Source organism: Terriglobia bacterium, from assembly GCA_020073085.1.
In the GTDB taxonomy this organism is placed as follows: domain Bacteria; phylum Acidobacteriota; class Terriglobia; order JAIQFV01; family JAIQFV01; genus JAIQFV01.
In genome coordinates this window covers 65,080-86,380 of record JAIQFV010000012.1, presented here as the reverse complement: position 1 = coordinate 86,380, position 21,301 = coordinate 65,080, and the positions used below count along the sequence as shown (strand labels likewise).

Sequence of the window (21,301 nt, the reverse complement as noted above, 5' to 3'; positions counted from 1 at the left end):
TGTGCGGGACGGAGCGAGGGTGGGGTACGCGTTTTCCCAAAGACATCCGAGCCCCGCTTGCGGGGCGAAAGAATCTGCCGAATGGATCTTCGGACAATCGTGCAATAATTCCCGGCATGTTCTTCTCCGCAATGTTTTTTCTCCGCCCCCGTTACCCTTCTCGTTTCACGAATTAGGAGAGCCCAACCGCACCGGTTGGATTCACGAAGCGACATCGGGACACTGGAGGTTTTCCTGGCAGCGGGAGCGGCCAGGGAAGCTCTCTTTTGTGCAAGAGAGGGTGAACTCTTTCCGAGTGCAAGGCATCGAACAGGATGTTCGGCAAACCTGGACCTGAGGACATTGTTTCGCCCCGCCTGCGGGGCTCTCACATTTTCTCTCATCACCACTCCAGCCAAAGGAATTCATGGATTCTCCTCCCCCCCAGCAAGGTCCTTCCCACCCCACCCTTTGGAATGTGAGCAATATAGAATAGATTTCAGGTCTCCAACCTGCTAAGGTACTGGGACGATTCAACCGCCGGAGGAGTCTTTTCCCTGGCTCCACAAGGCGATCGGGAACAGATCCCCATTTAAGACGGAGAATGGCTGGCCGGGGAGCGGCCTTTTCGCGGGGAAGTGTTGTTTAAAACAAGATTCTTCAATCCTGCACTTCGGAGACAGGTGACTTTTAGATGAATATCCTGCTTTACAATCCGGACAACGAAATTACCAACAATTTCATGCCGCATCTTTGGATGTTTCTTCTCAAATCACTGACGCCTCCGCGACACCAGGTGTTTCTGGTGGACGGTAACGCGCAGCGATTGGACAAAGCAGAACTGGTGAAGTACATCCAGGAGAATCACATCGGGCTCGTGGGGATTGGCGCGATGACCCGCATGGTCAGGAAGGCCTACCAGATGGCGGATGCGGTGCGCGCCGCCGGCGTGCCCGTGGTGATGGGCGGACCGCACGTCACCGAGGTGCCCGACGAGGCCTTGGGGCGTGACGGCGGACCACGCCATGCCGATGCCGTGGCACTGGGCGAAGCCGATGAAACCTGGCCGTCGATTGTGGCCGATGCGGAACGTGGCACACTCAAAGAAATCTACGCCCCTCTCGACGCGGCCGGAAAGGAAGTCAAACCGTCACTCGATGACTACCCGGTGATCCCCTGGGACCGCATGGATCTGAACCAGTTCAACATGATCCGGCCGCTTCCTCACTGGGGTCGGCGGATCCTTTCACTCGTCGGCATCCACTGGGAGGCTTTTCATGTGCTTCCCATCGAAACCGGGCGCGGCTGTCCCTATGGTTGCCATTTCTGCACGGTTACGGGGTTCTTCGGTGATTCGATCCGCTTTCGACCGAACGAAAGTGTGGTCAACGAGTTGTTGATGCTGAAGGCGCTGGAGAAGAAGAAGAAAGGAAAGATCGCCGCATTCTTTATTGACGACAATTTTGGCATCAATCCAAAGCGCACCAAGTCGTTGCTGCGGGAAATCATCGCCCGTGACGCCCAGGTTCCCTGGGTGGCGCAAATCAGCATGAACCTCTTGCGAGATGAAGAGCTGGTCTCCCTGATCGCACAGAGCGGCGGCCGATGGGTTTTCATTGGACTGGAGTCCATTGATCCCGAAAACCTCAAGAGTGTGAGCAAGGGATTCAACAAGCCGGATGAGTACAAAGAGGTTTTGGAACTGCTGGCCCGGCATGGCCTCTCTGCCATCACGTCATTCATTTTTGGAATGGATGGCGATCGACCCGGTGTGGCCGATCGCACGGTCGAAGTCATTCAATCCTGGCCACCCGGACTGCCTGTGTTCGGTCTGCTCACGCCTTTTCCGGCGACACCGCTCTACGCCCAGTTGGCTTCGGCGGGCCGGCTGACCCGGCCGAAACATTGGTTGGAGTTCGAACCCTTCGTCATGAACTTCTCACCCCTGGGGATGTCGCCCGGCCAGGCTCAGGAAGAGATGAGACAAGCCTGGGTGTCGTCTTATAATCCCGCGGCAATTGCTTCCGCCATGAAGGCCCTGAAATCAAGGCCCCTGGAAGATCGCATCATCCACCTGCTCGTCCGCCTGATCTTTCGGGGAATCTATTTTCCTCAGACGAGACGGCGGGAGTGGTTGCGGGTTCTCTTCGAAAATCGACGCCCCATTCTGAATCTGATCGGTCAGGCGCTGGAGATGAAATTCATGCCGAAGCGTGGAAGATCCCCATTGCCTAACACATATCAGCCCGCCCAACCCCCGTCCAAGATCGTTGAGATCACCGCTGAATAGCCTTCAAGAACGATTGTGGGGGGTCACGCACCAATTTTTTTTGAACGTTCTTTGTCTGGGCGCTTGTGAAATGAACAAGGGGTCCACTAAGGCGACTACAGGCCAATGAGCCTGTATTCGGTTATTACAAGCGATATGGCCTGTAATTGATCAACACAGGTCAAATGACCTCAAGAACAAAAACGAGATAAATCGAACGGGTTGGCAGCTTGGGATCAGTCTCGTGGAGGATTGTGGGGGTCAGACACCAACAAATGATGCCCTGGCTTTTTTTGTTTCTACTTCACTTTTTCTTCTTGTCAACAGGCGATTTGGAAATTTGTCGTCGATTATGGAATCCTCTTGGTGCCACCGCACGAATTCCAAGATCCCATTCATATGCAGCGTGACCATTTTTCTGGGTTCTTATAACCAGACCTTTTTCTTCAAACCTCTGCAAGATGGTCGCTGGGGCAGATTCGGGGCGGGAATACCTGCCTGTATTGAATTCCATCTCCCGAAGTCCCTCGCACAGTTCTTTACTGGTCAGGGGCGAGGGGCTAGACCTAAGGACGGTCTCGCAGGCATCGGTGAGTCCAAGAGCCACGGCGTCCGGCATCTCCTGATCAACGAGCCCCCGCAAACCTGCGATTGCTTCCCTCACCTTAGAAATTCTTTCCTCGATGGCTTTCCTGTCATTAACCAAGATTTGCAGGAAGAAAAATAGGGACAGCCAAGTTTTTGTCAACAAGGGCTCAGGTTTGTGTACCGCGAACCTTGTGAAAAAGGTCCTGTGCGACTTGCTTTGGTGTATATCCGCGAGCGTCCAGATAACCCACAGTTGGGGGCAGGCCGGGCACTTCAGAATCGTCTAGTCGGATCGGCAATATATATTCTCGCTTTTCGAGAATGGCCCGTGACAGTGCGTGCTGACGTTCAAAGTTTGGCCACGCCTTACGTACGTAATCTCTTGAAATGAACATTGCACAATAGTCTGCTCGTTTTCCGTAAATCCAAGCAAAGTGGGTAGCCAAATCCTTCCCAAGTAGACTTACCCGTTCAAAGGCGTCGTAGAATATTCTCACGCGCATGGACTTGAGGATATCAGCGATTTGATCGACATAAGTTCGATCCTCACCGCTGAAAGAAAGAGCGATTTCATACCGCTTACCACTGATTGTGGAAACGGCTCGTTTTGGAGGTATCGTCGCAAGACTTCCTCCATGCTCCCGCAGATCTTGTATGAAGAGTTCTCCGATTTTTCGGACATTTCCGTTCTGGAAGAAGAAATCAAAGACAATAGCAGGTTCTGTCGAACGCAAACGCACGGCCTTTCCTCGGTCCACTTGACGGAAGAGCAAGGACAGGTGCCTGGGCATCCCAGCCCGCAACAGCTCAAAGACCGCAGACGCCGCGCCGCCACGCTGAAGTCTCTGCGTCAATACTGCCCACATGGACTCGTAATTCGTGCGAGGAACACGTATACCGCGCGAAGAGAAGTAAGCCTGCTTTTGTTCCTTTGTCCCTCGAACATGCTGCAAGACTTTGATGAAATCGTCTTCAACGGCAACAACATCTTTTGCTGGCAACATTTACTTTTCTATCCTCTGCCAAATGAAGAGTGGAAGAGCCTGCCTTTACTCTGTCATTTACATATTCATAGCGTTAAATCGCTTTGACACTGCCACCGCATTTAGAACATCGAATGGGCCGAGTTGAAACTTGTTTCTCCTCAGCTTCCCCAGGTTCGAAGACTCTTTCCTCGAATTCATAACCACAACGGACACACACGAACCGCAACGTAATCATAAGTCGTCTCCGGATGACATTAAACCCGATTCAAATCTCTGATACTCAATGTGGGTAACCGCTGCCAAGTTTGCCCTTCCAGTAAATAGCCGGCTCTGACATGTAACCTCCTCCTCTTCGGTGGTGCGATCAATCGGAGCGAGCAAGCTGTTCTCTGTGTTCTCTGAGTGGGGGAAGCGTCCAAGGCTGCGTTCGAATTGGGCCCTGGTTCGAAAGCATCTGTCTTTCGTGCTTTCGTGGACCCCATTTTCTAATCCTCACTTTCCACGACTTCTCGGAAGGATTCAAATTTCATCCTGAATCGGTTGCGCTCAAGCTCGGTCTTAATTGCATCCGCCTCCTCCTCGGACAAAAGACCCTGCTTTATCGCCTTCAGCAAAATCCCGGGTGTGTTAACAACCTGGATTCCTCTTTCCGTGATTTCCCGCGTCAACCGCTTGTCCTTGATCTCGTCGGTTGCTATTACCCAATCGCGACACTTGGCCACGGCCAGCGAGGCGGCCTCGCCTTTGCCAAATTGTTCAGCATATTCGGCGTAAGCCTGCAGCTCCTCCACACTCTCAATCTTGATTGTTCGTAACCCGCCTGTCGCAATCTCGGCATTCACCCGTTCCTTTTGGGTTGGATCTTTAATCTCGTTTAGGACTTCCAGGGGAATGCAAAAGTCAAAATCCGACAGCTTTCGGAGGAGGTCAAGCCGCGACACAATGGCCAGATTGATCAGCACACAACTGTCGACGCAAACCTCTCTTTTTCTTGGAGCAGGTGACATCGCGTTTAGTTGGGCAAACGTACCCCCTCCGCCTCTGACTCCGCGTGGACATCAATGCCTCCAAGAAGATTTTTCAATTCTTCATTCGGAACTTCGACATCCTCTGCGATTTCTTTCAACTTGGCTCTGCTGATGTGGCCGAGACGAAAAGCCTCCAGCGCCAAAGTAAACAGTTTGTGCTGAAATGCCCGCTCCCGCCTTACAAATCTCTGTCTGTGATTGGCAAATCGCTCACCGAGAACCCGTCGAAATGCATTGGCCGATCCTTGTTTCTCGAAAAGCTCATTCCTCTCCTCCTCAGAGAGAATCTGGAGAGCCTTCAATCGCCACAGCGCTGCCTCATAACTCACTCCAAAGTAAAAAGCGAGATGTGCAACGTCATAAAACTGAAGCCCGGTGGGGAAAGAAGGACCCCGGCGCTGCGCACGCACCATGCTTCCGTCTTCGTCGTACACTTCTTGTAAAGCGGGAAGATCGCGAGTCTTGCCGACAGAAGTCAGAAGGTCTTTGACGCCTTGTTCAGGCATAAGGAAGGCAGCCGCGAAGGCGTTTGCTCGAACCTCAGTAAGTTCCTCGCGGTCAGCGAGACGGCTGATCGTACCTCGCTTTTCTCTATCAAAAAGCAAATGGCTGTATTCATGAGCGTAGGAAAAGAGTTGTCTGTGCTCGCTCTGGTTGGCATTAATGAGGACGCTGAGTCCAAATTTCTCATCAGCCATGAACAAACCCGAGATGGAGTCATCTAGCGGCAGCACACCTCCCCTGACTCCCTGAGCTTCGATAATCTCAGGAAGCTCCGAAACGGGCCCGGTCCCCAATTTGAGCCGGCTTCTTTCATGATCGGCAACAATGGTGCCCTGTTGGATTGCTTCCCATTTGCTTCGTGCTTCAGGCAAATCGTAGCGAACTGGAGAGACATAACTTCTATCGACTCCAACAAGCCTTTCAAGCGTGGTGAATTGACGGCACAATGCTGACCACTTGGAAATCGTATGGGTCAGTTTTTTGTCAGTTGCCAAATCTGGATCGGCCCGGAACAAAGCCGTTACTGAATCCAACTGCTCGCTCGTCTTCGCAGCAAAGAGATCTTTTGGATCGAAACCCAGCTCCGCGGATAACTTCATTAATTCGATGCTGTCGAGAGAGCGTTTTCCGGCCTCGATCTGAACAACACTCGGGCGGGGGATATCGAGAACCCCGGCGATTTCCTCCTGGGTATAACCCCGGCTCTCTCGAATCCTGCGCAACCTCAATCCGATATCCTTGAGGTCAATTGACATGAGCCACCTCTCCCTGGAAATTCGATGATATTATAGTATCAATATCAACCGTATGTCAATATAAATACATCGAATAATGATATATTATCATACATACATCTCGCCCTTAGACAACAGCCAGGGCTTCAATGCTCTAGACACTCGTTGATTTAGAAATGTCCGGCCCATCATGTAAGAAAAATCGATGGTGTCAGGATGCAGAATTGAGGCAGCAGGGCATTTTCGGTTAACTTAGGGGCAGCATTCGTCTATGATTTGTTGTTCGCTTCCCAGAAGCCAGTCGCCGCAGATATAGTTAATGATATTTTTAACAAGTACCGACGTAGGGGAATCTCCTAATGGCTGCCAATTCCTCCATTGAGTGGACTGAATCCACCTGGAACCCCCTGACGGGGTGCAGCAAGATTAGTCCTGGGTGCAAGCACTGTTATGCGGAACGTATGGCGTTTCGCTTGCAGGCGATGGGCCAGCCCCATTATCTCAACGGCTTCATACTTACCTTGCACGAAGATTCGTTGGAATTGCCTCTGCGCTGGAAAAGGCCACAAACGATCTTCGTAAACTCCATGAGTGACCTTTTCCATCTCGACGTTCCGTTTGATTTCATTCAGAAGATGTTTGTGGTGATGGCTAAGGCCCGGTGGCACCGCTTTCAAATCCTGACCAAACGCGCAGATCGGCTCTCGAGACTGAGCTCGTTGCTGCCTTGGACCGAGAACATTTGGATGGGAGTCAGCGTCGAAAACCAGGATTACGTTGGTCGCATCGATTTTCTCCGCAGCACCGACGCCAAGATTAAGTTTCTCTCCCTTGAACCGCTTCTTGGACCTTTGGAGAGTCTGGATCTTCGGGGAATTGATTGGGTGATTGTAGGAGGTGAATCGGGCCCCGGCGCGCGCCCGATGAGGGTGGACTGGGTACGATCAATCCGCGACCACTGCAGGTCCGCCGGTGTGCCGTTCTTCTTCAAGCAATGGGGCGGCGTCCGAAAGAAAAAAGCGGGACGAGAGCTTGAAGGACGAACTTGGGATGAGATGCCTCTAAAAAAAGGTCGAGAGGAAGTCGGGTTAGCGATGTAAGTTGCATACCCGCCCTCATATCTTCATTTTCCATTTTTCCTTTCCTTTCCAGACGTATACACTATCTCTTGCGGCCCTCCATGCCTCGGCGGTGCTGTTCACCTCGGATGCTTTATGAGAAAAAACTCGATCCTGATTCTTCTCCTATTAACACCGCTGATCATAGCAGGGCAAACAGAGCCTTCAGCACCGGGCACGGGGCAAGGTGGAAGCCAGCCCGCTTCGCCTCCCGCGCTGACGCACAATGCGGCGGTTGAGGCGGCCCTTCAAGTAAAGCACGCCGCCGTGAATTCGTCCCATAGTTCGACGCTGCCTGCGGGGGTCACGATGGTGTCCCTCGAAATTGAGTTTCAAAACAATTCCCGCCAGGTGATCACCGCCTTCAACTACCATCTTTGGCTCCGGTTCGCCGACGGCAGGGGAGCCCCCAGCGAAGGCGGGGAGGACCTGATCAAGAATCTGGCCATCGCTAAGAATCAGCCGGAGGTTGCCAGCCCCTCCTTAACTTTCTCTCCCGCGACGACACGTCAAATCACGAGGAATTTTACCGTGCGGTCAGCCGGTGCAACCCCGGTGGCAGTTGAAGTGTATCCCTCGCTCGTGGTGTTCGAGGATCGGACTGCACTCGGAATTCCCAGCGAAATGGCAAAGCTGGAGGCTTCACGCAAGAGCGAGGCTCAATACCTGGCGGGCCTGATTGCGGATCTGGATGGCGTGGCAGCGTCCAAAGACCCGGCGGCAGCCCTCGCCACTCGAATTGCCCGACTCAAGCAAGAGGGGTCTTTGGGCCCGAATTCCAAACAGGCCAAAGATCTCGAAGGCTTTTCCGACGTAGTGGGACTCTTTGGAAAAATCAATAATGGACACGATATCGGCAGAGAGGCCTTCAAGGGTCAACTGGACGAGATTCGCACCCAGCAGAAGATGCTGGCCGAGCACTCCAGCCTCAAACGCGCCGAGTAGGTCTCGATGGAAATGAACTTGCACGGAGACATCGTGGAATGTTTGTTGTCGGGGCGTCCGCCGCGGCGTCCGCCCCAACGTTGAACCCGGAAAGGCCTTGTGACATATTAATTGACGTTTGTATTTCAAGGGGGCTTTGTGAGTATTCCCGAAAGCGAGTCAACAAAGTCGGGTGGGAGAAGTCTTCCACGAAAGATCATCCGGTGCTTCCAACAAGGGCTGGCCGAGGAATTAGGGAAGGTCCGAGGCAGGGAAGTGCTTGCAAAGGTCCAGACCCGGTATTCTGCCCTCCTCGGTCTTTGCATTCGATATCCTGAACGGGCGTTACGCATGCACCTGGAAAAGAACATTCTGCCTGCCCTTGCCTTGTACCAGGTCCTTCGCGAGGAGGGGATCACCCAGGCGCCGGCCCTGGAAGTGGTGGACCGGATCATCGAGATTCGAGTGGAAGCCGTCCGGAGGAGAGCGGCCTGGGTTGGAAAGTTCGCGCTTTTCTATCATTTGATTCGAAGGTTCACCCGGCCCGTGATGCGCGTCAGCTACCCCGAGGCCGGGTGGAAAGTCGAATGGCTGGAAGTGGGCCCGAAACAAGTCGCCTTCAAGATTCATCGATGTTTCTACTGGGAGGTTTTGACGTCGTTCGGCGCTGCTGAACTCACATCCTCATTCTGTCGGGGCGACGATCTGCTCTACAAAGATGTTTCTCCGCATCTTCGATTCGAACGCACGAAAACGATTGGCCGGGGGGATGATTGTTGCGACTTCCGGTTTGTGCGGACAAGGTCCAACTGAGGATGATAAGGGAGGGAGTCATGCTGAAGCGTTTCGTCGTGTGGGGCTCGATCCTCATTCTGTTCATGGTGACAAGCTGCCAGAAGGCCAGGACCCCTTCGGAGGTGATCAAATCCATTCCAATCGCAAACATGGATGGGGTTCTGACCCAGTCCGGAGTTACCTTTGACAAGAGTACTTCGAGCGATGGGAATGGCGCCTTAAGAATCGATACCTCGCAACCGGTCACCGTGAGGTTGTATGAAGTCAAGGATGTCAACGTTGAAAATGCCCGCCTCACTTATCGCGCCCATCTGAAAACACAGAATGTGATCGGCACGGCTTATCTTGAAATGTGGTGTGTGTTTCCCGGGTCCGGGGAGTACTTTTCCAGGGCCTTGCAGAACCCCCTTTCCGGGACCATTGACTGGACGACCATGGAAACACCATTTTTTTTGCAGAAGGGACAAAAGCCTGAACTGATCAAGTTGAACGTCGTTATTAACGGCAAAGGGACGGTGTGGGTCGACGACATCACTTTGACGAAGGGGCCTCTGAACTGAAGCCGGTTGAGCGGTTAGTAACTTATCAATAGAATTTGTGAGGATCTATGGCAGCTCCCGTCAAGCCCATCATTTCGATCGATCTCCTGAATCAGGTGGATATTCGCGTGGGTACCATCCTGCGGGTGGAAGAGGTTCCCCAATCGGCAAAGCTGGTCCGATTGATTGTTGATTTCGGAGACTTCCAGCGGTCCATTCTGGCCGGTATGAAACAAGAACGGCAAGATCCCCATGAGGTGGAAGGCAAGCAGGCATTGTTTGTGGTGAACCTGGCGCCCAAGAAGATGCTGGGGGAGCTGTCGGAAGGCATGCTGTTTGATATCGGGTACGCCGATGGCGTTCGACCGGTGCTGGCCGTCCCGGAAGGTCCGGTTCCTAACGGCACCCGGGCGGGATGATGCGAACCCGGCGAATGGCCCGGCATGGAAGCAAGCGAAAAAGATTGTGTCCCGCTCGATTTTTTCGAATGTCAATTTAGCGCGTCAAGAGCGAGCTTTCCACTATGTTGAGGACTCTCTCTATTTTGGGACTGGCCATCATGGTGCTCGCCTTGGCAGGCCTGATTTCCACCCATTCGCTCTTTTCGGCATCGCCTGCAATGATGGCCGTTCAGGCGTGCGCGCTCGTCCTCTTGATATGGGCACGGCTGACATTTGGAATCCGCAGTTTTCACGCCAGTGCCGGTCCGACCAAGGGCGGGCTGGTAACAACCGGTCCTTACGCTTTCATCCGTCATCCGATCTACACATCCGTGTCCTTGTTCGGATGGGCTGGCATTCTGGCGCACTGGTCCCTGCTGTCGATATTCTTTGGTTTACTCTTACTGGCCGGCGCGCTTGTGCGAATGTTGTGTGAGGAGAGACTTGTCGCCGAACGCTACCCGGAGTACTGGCAATACATGGCGCGCACAAAGCGCATGGTGCCTTTTTTGTTCTAAGTTGCTCCCGCAGACGTTTGGATTCTAAAATGTGGAATGTGTGAAGAGATAGTTCGACATTTGGTGACGATCTGGTTGAGGACATCCATCGCGGCAGAAGAAGTCAGAAGTCGGAGGTCAGAAGGCAGAAGAAAGGCCCGTCCTCATTTGGTCTGAACCTTTTTGCGCTCTCCCAGGCACAGCCCGATGGATAGGGAGCAGCCAGGCCCTTCACACGAAGGAGGATTACAACTCCTGCAATCCCACGACGAATACCTCACCACGCCGGATGGCCTGCGACTTTTCACGCGCCGGTACACGAATGCCAACCCGGTTGCGGAAATTGTCCTGGCGCACGGCTTCGGCGAGCACAGCGGGCGTTACAGTGCGCTCATTGGACACCTGGGTTTGCATAATTATGCGGTGACCGTCTATGATCACCGCGGGCATGGGAAATCAGAAGGGCTGAAGGGACACGTTGAACGTTTCAGCGATTACGTGGATGACCTGGATCTGTTCATATCCCGCGCGCGAGCCCAGGGCCCGTCGCGCCGGCTGTTTGTCATCGGCCACAGCATGGGAGGGCTTATCGCGCTAGCCTACGCGGCGTCTCACCCGGAGCGCGTCGATGGAATGGTCATTTCAGCCCCGCTTCTGGGGGTCGCAGCCCCGATTCCGCCCGCCAAATTAATGATCGGCCGAATGGCGGGGCGGTGGATGCCTCGCCTGCGATTGCACAATGGATTGGATCCGTTCCATCTCAGCCGTTCACCCGAAGTCGCGCCCGCTTACACCGCCGATCCGCTCGTCAATTTTAGGGTCAGCGCGCGCTGGTTCGCAGAAGCCACAAAGACGATGAGTGAGGTCATGGAGGCGGCCCCGCGAATCCGTCTTCCGATGCTCATTCTTCAGGGAAGCGGAGATCGAATTGCCAGCCCCGGAGCAACCGAGCAATTCGTTAGGCGTCTTGGGTCAAGCGACAAGGAGTTTGGGCTCTGCCCAGGCCTGTACCATGAGCTCTTTAACGAGCCCGAGAAACATGAGATCTACGATCGAGTGAGCCGTTGGCTGGAGGCACATTGAGGATTGACGTCAGGGAGGGCGGAGCCCCACGAAGTTCAAAGGCGAGTAGGTGTGAAGATGATTGTCCACTGGGTTAGGAAATTGAGAGTCCGGCTGGAATAGGATAGTCCCCTTTGAGGGGACTTGGCTTCCTGCAGCCCGCCGCTTTAGCGGCGCGAACAGGCGAGCTGGAAGTCGTACCCCGATTCATCGGGGTTGGTGGCGAAGGGGTCGGTCGTTAACGACCGACCCGGGCATGAGGTCAACCCCGATGAATGGTGGTGAGAGCCCGATGGGGCGTGGAATTTCATGAATAAGAAGATAGCGGCATATTTATTTCTAGGAATCTGTTTAATCCTCGCGGTCCTGCTCTTGACCAAGACGATCACACTCTTGACCAGCTCTTACGTGTTCGCAATTGCTCTGGTTGTGCTGGGAGGACTTTCGCGGGGATTCAGGGAAGAAAAACCATAGAGGTCCCGCAGCTGGGGACGGGTTCACCCATCACTTCTTGCCCGGACTCTTGATTTCGGACAACGTTTCGACGTTGAATTTCTTGTACTGGCTGTAATGAAGGACCAGATTTGCGGAGACGCTCTTGAACAACAGGAACTTTCCTGAGAGGTTGACCTCTGCATAGGACGGCAACCAGACTTCATTGTTGACCAGTTCCTGTTCGAAAACAAAGGCTGACCCGGGCAGGATGGTGACCAGCAGGCCCCCGGCCATTTTGAAGGAATCGCTGAGACGCGCTTCCAACCGGACCACTTGGTTGGCGTGTTCATCAATCCAGACAACGCCGACCAGCTTTTGCACGAGGTTTTCTCCACGGGTCTGTGATTTATAGCCGGGCTTCGGCTCGAAGTCGAAGACAACCACGTCTTGACCGCGGAAACGCTCTCGTCGCGGGTTGACAAACCGTGCGACCTTGAGGAAAGTGGAAATCGTCACTTCGTTCTCATCGTTCTTTTTCTTCCCCTGCTTCTCCTGTTCCTCTTCCTTCTTGTGCCGCTCTTCAATTTCGCGAATTTCTTTAGTCACGCGGTCCTGTTCTTTTTTCTGCTCGGCCGCGCTTAGATCCTGGCCATTCTTTTTGATGAGTCGTTTCACCTCTTTGCCCTGGACGTAGAACACCTCGGATTCTTCTTCGGATTTGTCCTTGAGGGTTCCCTTCTTGTCGACCTCGATTTCGCGGCTGACCTCCGTGTAGGTGTAGTTTTCGACAATCTCTTCAAGATGCTTCTGGTTGGCGGTCACCGCCGCCAGCAGCGAGGCGATGTCGGGGATCGGATCCGAAGAGACCTTGGGAATGTCAAAGAGCCGAGCATCGATGGCTGCATTGTGGGTCACCTCGGTGAGGGTGACGTCGTAGGAATTTGACCCTTCCTTCCAAGAAAACCGGAAGGGCTCCTTCACACCGTCTACCGCCCGATAATCGGAGAAATCCAGCTCCCTGGATTCGGACGAGAGGGAATCCTTTTCAGCGATCAGGAGGGAAGTCTTCACATCGAAACAGAGCGTGTATTTGAGACCGGACCGCGTGGTGACCTCAATCACGTTGGCGCTCACCCCGTTTATTTCGTCGCGCCCCAGAAAACGGAGCCGTGTTTTCTCCTTCTTGTAAGAGAGCAGATGATCGTTGCGAAAAGAGGCGTTCGTCTTCAGCCGGGTGCTCTCCGGGCCGGTGAGGGTAGTCAAGCCCGAGGCGGGATCCTGGCGCCACGCGGATTTTCCGTTGAACCCCTCGCTCCACCGGTTCTTTGTCCAGAGGATCTCGGTATAAATCCGGTTCGGCGCTTTCAGTTGAAGACGATAGGATCCCGTCTCGCTGGTGGTGTGATCGACAATTTTTCCGGCATAGGTCGTGTTGGCGATACTGCGGAGCGCCCGGGCGCCGCCCAGGGCCTTGATGTAATCATCGACCAAGCGCTGGGGGGACTGCGCAGATAGAATCGCGGGAATGCCGGCCAACAAGGTGCATGCGAAAAAGGCGCGGACGAGACGTTTCACAGGATCTCCTTGTGTCGTTGTCGTGATGTCCATCCCTTTCCCCTACGGGCAAACTCCCCACGAGGTTTCCGGTCATCCACGGCGGAAGCGGCAGAGCCGCACATCATTGCCAAACTCCTCCAGCGGTGTCACTATACTTAATCATCATCAATCCGTTCTGCTGCCTTGGATTCTCAAGAAGGGAACAGGGTTGTCACGTCAGACGGAAGCGGTGAGCTTAATACCTGGCGAACTCGCCGGAGGAGCAGGGGAGCGGAACTTTTTGTCTCCTGCGATGAACGTCAAATCAAAGCGGCTCGGAAGGCAGGGCTCCGAACCCGGCATATCGAGCCCGGATAATCGGAAGAATTCGGGGGGACTTCTATATCCTGCAAGGAATCACCCCCGATCAATGCGGGATGGAGCTGTATACCCGAATTCCGAAACTAAGGGCGTCTACGAAGGGCTCGGCTCTTCGATTCAAATCGATTGGAATGGAATGAAGGAAGAATGGAATTGTTTATCCCTTGAAGGGACCGGAGAAAGAGGGAGAGATGTCTGACTCTGTACCATCGGTCGATGCTTTTCGAGCGAGGCGGCTGTCGCTCTAGGCCCGGAGGGGCCATGGTGCCAATGAACCGCTGAACTGCGGGGACAGGCAGCTTCGTTTTAGGCCCGGAGGGCTGTCAGATTGTAGCCCCGCCTGAGCCCCGCGCTTTTTCTCTTTGCGGGGCGAGGGCGGGGTACCGAGGAGAGAAAAAGTGAGAGCCCCGCTGGCGGGGCGAAACGATGTCCCAGAGCCAAGTATACCGAACGTCCTATTCGATTCCTTGCACTCGGAAAGAGTTCCTCTCTATTGCGGAAAGGAGATCTTCCGCAGGCGCGCCCGCAGCCAGGAAAGGCCTCCCGGGTCCAGATATCGGTTCGTGAATCCAACCGGTGGAGTCGGGCTCCACTCATTCGTAAAGCGAGAAGGGAACGGGGAGTGGAAAGAAAGCACAGCGGAGAGGAACATGCCATGGAATTAATGTAGGGTTGTCCGAAGATCCACTCGACAGATTCTTTCGCCCCGCAAGCGGGGCTCCGATGTGATCGGGAGACCGGTACCCCACCCTCGCTCCGCCCCACAAAGAACGCGGGACGGAGCTTCAGGTGGGGCTACAATCTGAGAGCCCTCCGGGCCTAAAGCGATATTCGAAAATCATCTATAGAGGATGATAAAACATAGTGACACGACTCGGCCACCCAAGACCCCACCAATGTGGCAATTCCTGCACGGGCGGCGTCACAATAATTTATCATCCTCTATAATAATGGGGATTGAATCTCCCTCCGACCTTGATCATGGCATTCAACATCGGAATTCGGGGTAGAATAATTCCCTTTCCACAGCTCAAGCGGTGAGCTGCACGATTCCAACACCGCCGAGGCGGCATTGGACGCAACTCCGTCGTCACGTCACAGACTGCGGGGGTAAGCGCCATTCGGCCCTGGATCCGTCCTATCTTCTTACCATCTCAAGACGACTTTTTGCGGGTGAAGCGAAAGGCGCCGCTCTGGTCTTTCCCGTTCTCCCGCCACGTCCAGTTTTGGGTGAAGTGAGCGTGGTCGTCGAACGTGACCACGAGATGATGGATATGGCTGGCACCCGGACTGGCGAGGTTGGTAATGCTCACGAACGAGAGATCGAGTTTCTGAGGATTGCCGCTGAGGGGCCCGGTCTTTAAGTGGGGCTGCCAGAGGCTGGAGTCATGGACCGCGCACCTCCAGCAAGAGGTGGTCGCAGTCGCCGGAAAGCCCGTAGACAATCCCTTGGGACAAGCACTCTCTTTCAGACGTCCAAAGGACTGGAGAACGGCTATCCATTCAGAGGAGAGATTTGATGAGAATCACCGCCCACGTTGAGAACGGTCGCCACCAGCATCGGGTGACTTTGGCAACCAATGATCATAGTCACTCCCTCCGCATTCCTCCCAAGCCTGATGGGTTCGGCTCGAGTGTCAATGGAGGAGAGTTGCTGTTCCTTGCGTTGGCCACCTGTTATTGCAATGATCTTTACCGCGAAGGCACCAAGCGGGGGATAGGCATTGAAAGGGTAGAGGTTGAAGTGACCGGTGATTTTGGGGTTGAGGGAGCCGCTGCCATGAATGTCACTTACCGCGCCCGAGTGATGGCCCGCACAAGTGAGGACGCAATCCGGGAGCTCATGATTCACACCGATCAGGTGGCAGAGATCCACAATACCCTGAGAACCGCAACCCAAGTCACGCTCAGCCACGTCGAAGCGATTCCGGTGAACTGAACTCATCGCAGAGCACTGTTCATCGAATGCATCCTGACCACCTTCCCCTGCCGCCCATGGAGTCGGAGTGTGGAATTTAACGCTTCTCTCCGCCCAAGGCGCTGCTTAACACCCCCCCGATCAGCCCTTTGTCACCGTGGCGACGGGATTACACCGGACATGTCCTGTGCTAACGATACGCTCCGACATCCACTTGCCCGAATGGGCAACCTGTGTTTTAATGGCGCTGGAAAATTCCAAACCTCAAGAAACCGGTCGCACTATGGCGGCGAAAATTCAACTGTTCATCACTTGCCTGGCGGAGCAGTTCTTCCCCGGCGTCCTTGAACGGACGGTTGAATTGTTGGAGCGCCTCGGCGTGGAAGTGGAGTTTCCAGAAGAACAAACCTGTTGCGGCCAACCCTTCTTCAACAGCGGTTTTCAGAGTGAGGCCCGTGTCGTGGCCCGCAAATGGCTCGACATTTTTGCCCGGACAAAAGGCCTCATTGTCTCTCCCTCGGGCTCCTGCGTTGACCTCGTCCGCCATCATTATCCCGAACTCTTTCCCGCCGGAACGCCTGAGCACACGAGCGCCCTGGAAGTGGCCGCCCGCGTGCGAGAGCTCAGCGAATTCCTGGTCAAAGAACTGCACGTCACCGATCTGGCAGCCCGTTTCCCCCACAAGGTCACCTACCATGCCTCGTGTCACTTGTTGCGTGGATTGGGTATTTCCGATGAACCCAAGACACTCCTCAAGAATGTGCGCGGCCTGGAACTGGTGCCGTTGGAGGGCGAACAAACCTGTTGTGGCTTCGGCGGGGTGTTCAGCGTGATTTATCCCGAAGTAAGCCGGTCCATGATGGAAGACAAGATCCGCGCAATCGAGGCGAGCGGCGCTGAAGCGGTGGTTGCCTGCGATGCGGGATGCCTGATGAATATTGCCGGGGGAATGAGGAAGACCGGGTCGCGTCTGAAGGCCTTACATCTCGTTGAAGTTCTGACTTCGGGACAGTAATCCTTACCAAAACCGGGACTTGACCCGTGCTCCGGGCCGATCAGCAAAGGTGTCGAGCATGAATCCCAGCCCAGCTCCGATTGACTTTCGCGGCAACACGCAGCGGGTGCCGCGGCAGATCGTGACGTCGGTTCGCAAGGCGACCACCCGGTTCCTGGGAACGCGCGCCGGTGTGGTCGGCCAGGTTGAAAACTGGGAGGAGTTGCGGGAAGCCGGGCATAACATTCGACTCCATGCGATCAACCACCTGGACTACTACCTGGAACAGATGGAGCAGCGCGTTACCGAGGCCGGAGGGCATGTTCATTGGGCGCGGACGGCAGCAGAAGCCCGCGAGATTGTTCTCTCCATCGCGCGCCAGCATCAGGTGAAGTCGGTGGTCAAAGCGAAGTCAATGGCGACCGAGGAGATTGGCCTGAACCATGCCTTCGAGGCCGTGGGCATTCGAGCTTTGGAGACCGACTTGGGGGAGTACATTGTCCAGATGGCGGGCACCGGCCCGTCCCATATCATCGTGCCGGCCGTCCATCTGACCAAAGAGGACATCGCCGACCTGTTCTCGGATAAGCTGCACATGGACGCCCCCGCGGATCCGATCCGGCTGGCGGAAATCGCGCGGCAAAAATTGCGCCAGGAATTCATCTCCGCCGATATGGGGATCTCGGGCGCCAATTTTCTGGTGGCGGAGACGGGTACCCTGGTCATGGTGACGAATGAGGGCAACGGACGGATGTGCACAACGCTGCCCCGGGTCCACGTGGCGGTGGCCGGGATCGACAAGATTGTCCCGGACTGGGAAAGCCTGACTGTTCTGCTCAAGTTGCTGGCCCGCAGTGCCACCGGTCAGAAAATCACCACCTATACTTCATTCATCACCGGGCCCCGGCGTTCCGAGGCGGAGCACGGCCCGCGGGAGTTTCACCTCGTCCTGCTCGACAACGGCCGCACTGCGGCGTTGCGGGATCCGCTGACCCGGGAGACGCTGCTGTGCATCCGCTGTGGCGCGTGCCTGAACGTCTGTCCGGTTTACAACCACGTGGGCGGCCATGCGTATGGCTGGGTCTACTCCGGTCCCATTGGCTCCCTCCTGTCCCCGCAATTGATGGGCACAAAGATTGCGGGAGATCTGCCTTTTGCCTCCTCGTTGTGTGGGGCCTGTGGCGACATCTGCCCTGTAAAGCTCCCCATCCCTCAGATCTTGTTGCATCTCCGACGACGGGTTTCTGAAGGTGATGAGATCGAACCTCCAATTTCTTCACGTTTCGCCCGATGGGGAGCCCGGGCGGGCGCCATCATACTGACGCGGCCGTGGCTCTACCGCTTCATGTGCGCCTTGCTCAAGCTGGTCCAGATTCCGTTTCGCCGCGACGGTTGGCTGCCGGCCCTTCCGCCACCGCTCAATCGTTGGACAATGTCCCGGCCCCTTCCTGCATTCAACGCCCGATTCCGGGGGTGGTGGTCACTACACCAGAGCGGTTTAAAGAGAAACTGACATGAACGACAGCCGAGGAACGATTCTGAGCAATGTCCGGGGAGCGCTGGGTCGTGCACCGGGAGCGTCGATCTCAAACCGCCCCCCGCTCCTGGCCCCGCGTGTGGCCGGCCCAACGGATGCGGAGATTGATCGGTTGTTGAGCGAAATCTCCGCCCTCACCGGAGTGACACGCCGTGTGTCAGCCGGAGAAATTGACGGGGCCCTTCAGGAGCTGGTCGAATCGCAATCGGTTCGAAAAGCCACCCTGTGGAATACAACGCGGTTGGGGAAGTTGGGTGTCGCCGCCCGTTTGAGTGCCCTGGGGGTTGAAGTCGTAGCCCCGGATGCAGGTGCCGCGGCCCTGGCGGATGTCGATTTGGGCATCACGGAAGCGGACTTTGCCCTGCCGGAGACCGGGACCCTCGGACTGTTTTCCTCCCCGTCGCAACCGCGGCAGGTTTCGCTCGTGCCCCGCATTCACCTGGCGATTGTTCACCCCAGCGCCCTGCGGGCCGATTTGCACGAGGTGTTTGCGGAGGCGAAGCAACGGCATTACATGGTCTTTGTCACCGGCCCGAGCCGCACCGCCGACATCGAATTAACGGTGACCATCGGAGTACATGGCCCCAAGGTTCTGCACGTCTGGGTTGTGGAATGAGGAGAAGCGTCGGAAGTCTCGACGCCGAAGCGGACGATGCGGGCGACGCCGTCCCATGGGCACGGAGCAACACAGTAGATGCCCCCGTTCTGTTAATAAATGTTGAGGTCTGAATCTCAAACCTTCTTAAGTGGCCTGATGCGATCCCTGGCTTGATCCCGTACTTTCAACTAGCTGGTTGTTCAACCACTCCACCCAACGCCTCCCGGTAAGAGGAACGGGAGAAACAAATCCGGAGGTTTGAGATGAACCCTGATTCGAGTTCCAGGACGGGAGCAGGAAGTGCTTCCCCGTCTGTGCTACCTCTAGCAAGAGTTCCCGGTCCGGCACCAAGCCAGTGTGACATCGCCGGAATCGGTGCGGGGAGGTGTTATGTACCATCAGAACTATAATCCCTTTGGCAATGCCGCGCTTTCCACCCTTGTGGCTGCCCTGCCCATCCTTGTCCTGCTGTACTTTATCGCGCTCCATCCCCACCGCGATAAACAGGGTGCAAGGCATCTGGGCATCAGCGCTCCCTACGCAGCTTTTTACGGCGTCCTGGCGGCTTTCCTGGTGTCCTGCGTCGCATTCCGGATGCCGCTCGGCTCAGCGATCTCAGCGTTTGTCCTGGGTACTTTCTCAGGGTACCTGGGAATTATCTGGATTGTGCTGGCGGCCATGTTTCTTTACACCATGACCGTCATCACTGGAAAGTTTGAGATCGTCAAGGAGTCCATCATCCACATCTCCTTCGACCGTCGCCTCCAGGTTCTTCTGATTGCCTTCTCCTTCGGGGCGATCATCGAAGGGACCTCGGGCTTTGGGACTCCGGTGGCTATTGCAGGGGCGGTGATGGTGGGTCTTGGTTTTTCGCCCTTCCAGTCAGCCGTTCTGAACCTGCTGGCCAACACGGCCCCCGTGGCCTATGGGGCCATTGGGACCCCGATCGTGACGCTCGCGGCGGTGAGCGGCCTCGATCAGCTCAAGCTGTCGACGATGGTGGGTCACCAACTCCCGTTCGTCTCCGTGCTGGTTCCCTTCTGGTTGGTCACGACCTTCGTGTTAATGGAAGGAGGAACATGGAAAGAGGCTTGGGAGGTGTGGCCCGGGTCCTTGTGTTCGGGCCTCTCCTTTGCCGTGATGCAGTGGTTCGCCTCCTCACATAGTGCGACACACCTCATGACCGATGTCGTCTCGGGAGTTTTCTCCGTGATTTGCACGGCGCTCTTCTTGCGCTTCGTTTGGCACCCCAAGACGAGATTTTTGCTGAGGTCGGAGCGGCAGGGGGCGAAGAACAAAGCCAATGCGAAGGGGGTGGCGGCTCACGCGACTGACACCGAGTGGGAATATCCTTACACCCTCGGCCAGACGGCGCATGCATGGACGCCTTGGGCGATCCTCATCCTCTGTTGCGCCCTTTGGGGCCTTCCGGCCAACAAAACCCGTCTGGATAATCTTTTCGCCGGAACGAAGATTAAGACGACCATCCTCGGGTCCAATTTTTCCGGCCCGCTTTCCGTGCCGGTATGGGAGATGCCGGACCTCCACAAAAAGGTCCAGCGCATGCCCCCTGTCGCCCCGCCCAACGCCCCTCCGGAGGCAGCCACCTTCAGGATCAACTGGCTTTCCGCGGCTGGGACAGGGGTGTTCGTGGCAGCGCTCCTCTCGGGTTTGGTGCTGGGGTTAAGCTCCAAGCAGTGGTGGGAAGCCACCATCCGAACTCTGCAGCGCATGAAGGTTCCCGTGCTGGTGATCGGCCAGGTGCTTGGGTTGGGTTTCCTCACGCGGTATGCCGGCACGGATGCCGTCCTGGGATTGGCATTCACCAGTGCGGGTGTGATGTACCCGTTCTTCGCTGCTTACCTTGGATGGCTCGGCGTGTTTCTGACCGGGTCGGACACCGCTTCGAACGCCCTTTTCGGCAGCCTGCAACGGATCACCGCCCAGCAACTCCACCTCAACGAGATCCTGATTGTGGCCACTAACTCGACCGGCGGCGTCATGGGAAAGATGATTGACGCGCAGTCGATCATGGTGGCTTGTGCCGCGTGTTACGACGATCCGTACGAACGCTCCCATGCCCTGGGGCCGATATTCCGCACGGTGTGGTGGCACTCCATCGCCGGGGCCGCTGTGATTGGTTTGATCGCTTTACTCCAGGCCTACGTGTTCACCGGCCTGATACCCAAGTAACTTCAGGGAGGGGCGGCGCCGGGCTGCCCCTCCCCTCAGGCCGCTTGATGGGTCCGGTCATGGTGGGCTGCTCCTGAGAAAATTCTTCGGGAGTTATTGCGAATGTTGGAAATACAGTTAGAGGGAGAAATCGTGGATTCTTCTCAGTAGGGGCGTCCACCACGGCGGACGCCCCTACAGTAAGGCGCGCACGCTCTTGCAACAATTTCAATGATACTTGTATAGGAATCCAATGGTTTTCCCGGA

Annotated in this window: 20 protein-coding genes; 14 read left to right on the top strand and 6 right to left on the bottom strand. The window is 55.5% G+C overall.

Translation table 11 applies throughout. The features are described 5' to 3' along the window. The first annotated feature begins 673 nt into the window (after positions 1-673). Positions 674-2,269, top strand: a complete 1,596-nt coding sequence (locus LAO21_13860; protein MBZ5553804.1) for a B12-binding domain-containing radical SAM protein — start codon at positions 674-676, stop codon at positions 2,267-2,269. A gap of 283 nt (positions 2,270-2,552) precedes the next feature. Here LAO21_13860 and LAO21_13855 read toward each other — a convergent pair whose 3' ends face one another. The 4 genes from LAO21_13855 to LAO21_13840 form a co-directional block, all read right to left on the bottom strand. Next, entirely contained in the window at positions 2,553-2,996 is a 444-nt protein-coding gene (locus LAO21_13855; GenBank protein ID MBZ5553803.1) for a hypothetical protein, read from the bottom strand. A gap of 7 nt (positions 2,997-3,003) precedes the next feature. After that, positions 3,004-3,840, bottom strand: a complete 837-nt coding sequence (locus LAO21_13850) for a TIR domain-containing protein (GenBank protein MBZ5553802.1) — start codon at positions 3,838-3,840, stop codon at positions 3,004-3,006. Between the two features lie 467 nt (positions 3,841-4,307). Continuing rightward, complete coding sequence (locus LAO21_13845) at positions 4,308-4,829, bottom strand: hypothetical protein (protein ID MBZ5553801.1); 522 nt, start codon at positions 4,827-4,829, stop codon at positions 4,308-4,310. A gap of 5 nt (positions 4,830-4,834) precedes the next feature. Beyond that, positions 4,835-6,109 carry an XRE family transcriptional regulator gene (locus LAO21_13840; GenBank protein MBZ5553800.1) on the bottom strand — a complete coding sequence of 425 codons (1,275 nt, stop codon included), beginning with the start codon at positions 6,107-6,109 and terminating at the stop codon, positions 4,835-4,837. 338 nt (positions 6,110-6,447) lie between these two features. On the opposite strand from LAO21_13840, the gene LAO21_13835 reads away from it, so the two are divergent. The 8 genes from LAO21_13835 (at position 6,448) to LAO21_13800 (ending at position 11,937) form a co-directional block, all read left to right on the top strand. Next, positions 6,448-7,188, top strand: a complete 741-nt coding sequence (locus LAO21_13835) for a phage Gp37/Gp68 family protein (protein ID MBZ5553799.1) — start codon at positions 6,448-6,450, stop codon at positions 7,186-7,188. A 114-nt stretch (positions 7,189-7,302) separates the two neighbouring features. Further along, positions 7,303-8,151: a hypothetical protein gene (locus tag LAO21_13830; GenBank protein ID MBZ5553798.1), complete on the top strand. Its 849-nt coding sequence runs from the start codon at positions 7,303-7,305 to the stop codon at positions 8,149-8,151. Positions 8,152-8,289: 138 nt separating this feature from the next. Beyond that, complete coding sequence (locus LAO21_13825) at positions 8,290-8,943, top strand: L-2-amino-thiazoline-4-carboxylic acid hydrolase (protein ID MBZ5553797.1); 654 nt, start codon at positions 8,290-8,292, stop codon at positions 8,941-8,943. 20 nt (positions 8,944-8,963) lie between these two features. After that, positions 8,964-9,485: a hypothetical protein gene (locus LAO21_13820; protein ID MBZ5553796.1), complete on the top strand. Its 522-nt coding sequence runs from the start codon at positions 8,964-8,966 to the stop codon at positions 9,483-9,485. A 47-nt stretch (positions 9,486-9,532) separates the two neighbouring features. Further along, positions 9,533-9,883: a tRNA-binding protein gene (locus tag LAO21_13815; GenBank protein MBZ5553795.1), complete on the top strand. Its 351-nt coding sequence runs from the start codon at positions 9,533-9,535 to the stop codon at positions 9,881-9,883. Positions 9,884-9,987: 104 nt separating this feature from the next. Beyond that, on the top strand, positions 9,988-10,422 hold the full coding sequence (locus LAO21_13810; GenBank protein ID MBZ5553794.1) for an isoprenylcysteine carboxylmethyltransferase family protein: 435 nt from the start codon (positions 9,988-9,990) through the stop codon (positions 10,420-10,422). Positions 10,423-10,608: 186 nt separating this feature from the next. Further along, positions 10,609-11,484 carry a lysophospholipase gene (locus LAO21_13805; protein MBZ5553793.1) on the top strand — a complete coding sequence of 292 codons (876 nt, stop codon included), beginning with the start codon at positions 10,609-10,611 and terminating at the stop codon, positions 11,482-11,484. A 288-nt stretch (positions 11,485-11,772) separates the two neighbouring features. After that, a complete protein-coding gene (locus LAO21_13800) occupies positions 11,773-11,937 on the top strand; it encodes a hypothetical protein (protein MBZ5553792.1) in 165 nt (54 codons plus the stop codon). Positions 11,938-11,967: 30 nt separating this feature from the next. On the opposite strand, the gene LAO21_13795 is transcribed toward LAO21_13800, so the two are convergent. Then, on the bottom strand, positions 11,968-13,473 hold the full coding sequence (locus LAO21_13795; GenBank protein ID MBZ5553791.1) for a hypothetical protein: 1,506 nt from the start codon (positions 13,471-13,473) through the stop codon (positions 11,968-11,970). A gap of 1,496 nt (positions 13,474-14,969) precedes the next feature. Then, on the bottom strand, positions 14,970-15,128 hold the full coding sequence (locus LAO21_13790) for a hypothetical protein (protein MBZ5553790.1): 159 nt from the start codon (positions 15,126-15,128) through the stop codon (positions 14,970-14,972). Positions 15,129-15,334: 206 nt separating this feature from the next. Between LAO21_13790 and LAO21_13785 the strand changes: the two genes are divergently transcribed. The 5 genes from LAO21_13785 to LAO21_13765 all read left to right on the top strand — a co-directional run bounded on the left by LAO21_13785 (position 15,335) and on the right by LAO21_13765 (position 21,055). Then, a complete protein-coding gene (locus LAO21_13785; protein ID MBZ5553789.1) occupies positions 15,335-15,754 on the top strand; it encodes an OsmC family protein in 420 nt (139 codons plus the stop codon). A gap of 262 nt (positions 15,755-16,016) precedes the next feature. Then, positions 16,017-16,748 carry a (Fe-S)-binding protein gene (locus tag LAO21_13780; protein ID MBZ5553788.1) on the top strand — a complete coding sequence of 244 codons (732 nt, stop codon included), beginning with the start codon at positions 16,017-16,019 and terminating at the stop codon, positions 16,746-16,748. A gap of 58 nt (positions 16,749-16,806) precedes the next feature. Next, positions 16,807-18,240 (top strand): iron-sulfur cluster-binding protein, encoded by a 1,434-nt coding sequence (locus LAO21_13775; GenBank protein MBZ5553787.1) that lies wholly within the window; start codon positions 16,807-16,809, stop codon positions 18,238-18,240. A 1-nt stretch (position 18,241) separates the two neighbouring features. Beyond that, entirely contained in the window at positions 18,242-18,880 is a 639-nt protein-coding gene (locus LAO21_13770) for an LUD domain-containing protein (protein MBZ5553786.1), read from the top strand. A gap of 372 nt (positions 18,881-19,252) precedes the next feature. Further along, complete coding sequence (locus LAO21_13765; protein ID MBZ5553785.1) at positions 19,253-21,055, top strand: L-lactate permease; 1,803 nt, start codon at positions 19,253-19,255, stop codon at positions 21,053-21,055. The last annotated feature ends 246 nt before the right edge of the window (positions 21,056-21,301 follow it).